This window comes from Shewanella surugensis, assembly GCF_023284005.1.
Classification (GTDB): domain Bacteria; phylum Pseudomonadota; class Gammaproteobacteria; order Enterobacterales; family Shewanellaceae; genus Shewanella; species Shewanella surugensis.
The window spans coordinates 1-1,759 of the sequence record NZ_JAKIKS010000292.1 but is presented as its reverse complement, the minus strand read 5'-3'; the positions used below and the strand labels follow the sequence as shown (position 1 = coordinate 1,759).

3 protein-coding genes are annotated in these 1,759 nt (G+C 44.1%); all 3 read right to left on the bottom strand.

The features are described 5' to 3' along the window. Positions 1 to 255: 255 nt before the first annotated feature. From L2764_RS27050 to L2764_RS27040, 3 genes are read right to left on the bottom strand one after another with little or no spacing between them, the layout of a single operon-like run. Positions 256 to 591 carry a hypothetical protein gene (locus L2764_RS27050; protein WP_248943427.1) on the bottom strand — a complete coding sequence of 112 codons (336 nt, stop codon included), beginning with the start codon at positions 589 to 591 and terminating at the stop codon, positions 256 to 258. Beyond that, the gene (locus L2764_RS27045; RefSeq protein ID WP_248943425.1) at positions 581 to 826 is read right to left on the bottom strand and encodes a helix-turn-helix domain-containing protein; all 246 of its coding nucleotides are present in this window, start codon (positions 824 to 826) and stop codon (positions 581 to 583) included. Before L2764_RS27045 ends, L2764_RS27050 begins: the two co-directional genes overlap by 11 nt. Beyond that, the gene (locus L2764_RS27040; protein WP_248943424.1) at positions 819 to 1,613 is read right to left on the bottom strand and encodes a tyrosine-type recombinase/integrase; all 795 of its coding nucleotides are present in this window, start codon (positions 1,611 to 1,613) and stop codon (positions 819 to 821) included. The genes L2764_RS27045 and L2764_RS27040 overlap by 8 nt, the downstream gene beginning before the upstream one ends. Between the last annotated feature and the right edge of the window lie 146 nt (positions 1,614 to 1,759).

Sequence of the window (1,759 nt, the reverse complement as noted above, 5' to 3'; positions counted from 1 at the left end):
GAAACACCTGACATAAAAAGTTTAGTAGAGAAATTATTTATATCCAATTACTAATAATGTGACATTTCTACTTTGCTCAGTATGTGACATTACTAACTTGCCTTAACAGCGGGTTTGGTATTCGAGAAAAAAGAGCTCTGAAAGCCTTGAAATGAGCAGTTATCTTAGCAAAAAACGGCAAAAAATTGAATGATAATAAGTGGTGAACTTCACCACTATGGCACTAGCACCTAAAATACAGTTAAAAAGCATTAATTAACCCAATAACTCACCTTCTGCCCTTCTGAGCCAATATTGATATGATTTTTCCGAATCAAACCCGATTAGGGTCCATTCTTTTTTGCAGATGTAGCGAACGCGCAGCGCACGACGGCAATCTTGGCTTAATTGTTCAACCTGAATGTCATAAAATTGAACATGATCCGGCACAGGCTGCTCAGTATTAACGCTGCTTTCAATCCGAATTTCACCGAGTTTGTCGCAAGCACTGCGGCTACCGTACCCGCCACCGTATTCTTGCCCGCGCCAATAGCGGCCCCATGTTTTTAACTCGCCTCGCAGCGTTTTAATGCTCATACGCTCAATTTGCATAGACCGCACTCCGCTGCACCTCTTCCAAGGGGATCTGGAACACATCATCACAGAATGCCAAAATATCGTCATAGCTCACAGGGCTGGCGCCACTCTCCCAATTGCGGTAAGTGCGAATACAAATACCATAGTGATGGGCCACCTCAGTTTGCGTCATGCCGCGAATACGCCGCCCTGTTTTCAAAATATCAAAACCCTGTATTTTTTTAGCTACTTTTTTATCTGCATCACTCATCACCCTGTTCCCCTGCTTTGTTCAATTCAGCACAGCCCTTATCAATCAAATATTGATGATAATCATTCAGCGCACGCAACATGCCGCTATCAAGCGATGTACGCACATAAGTACGTAACAACAACGGCAATGCATGATTTAAAATGCGTTCTCCGACCATGGTATCCACGCCCATATCAGCTATTATCGTGCGGCACAATTTGCGCAATGCATGGCTAGTAAAATATTTAAACCGGATCGACTCACTCCAATATTGAACAGTGCGGATTGAAACCACTTCACTACGATCCCCAGCAAACAGATATTCACGTTTGCCGATATGCTTTAACTGCCAACGTTTATAAACACGTAACAAACCTTTACCCGCGCCAGTTAATGGCAACCGGTGCGCTTGCTTGGTTTTGGTATCTAACGCAGGAATAGACCAATACTCCCCCGCAAAATGGGACCATTTTGCTAACCTTGTCTCATCGATGCGCGAGCCAAACATAATCATCAACATGAACAACATATTGCAGGGTTTATTAGCCGCTTTTAGTGAACTAAATAGCGCGTTTAAATCAGCAGCACTCAGCGGCGCATCAATCTCAGGCGGCAAGGTTAAACTTAACTGCACACGATAACCTGCTAAGGGATCTTGACTCAGCAAACGCAGATCACATGCCGTACTAAGGGCCCGCTTCAATACATTTGCCGTCAAACGGATATAGTGCGGTGCATACTCATCGGCCAACATAGTTTTAACGAGCTCAGTATCAACAGTGATGAAATCCAGCTCCGATAACATCACCTCACCTAACCGTGGGTGAAGGTGCGTTTTACGGCTCCGTTGCAAAGTTTAGCTGGAGTCTGATTTTTCTGTTAATTCATCGCCTAGAAAGTAAATTGTCTCTCAATTAGGCGCACTTCGGCTAAGGAGCCACGACCATACAA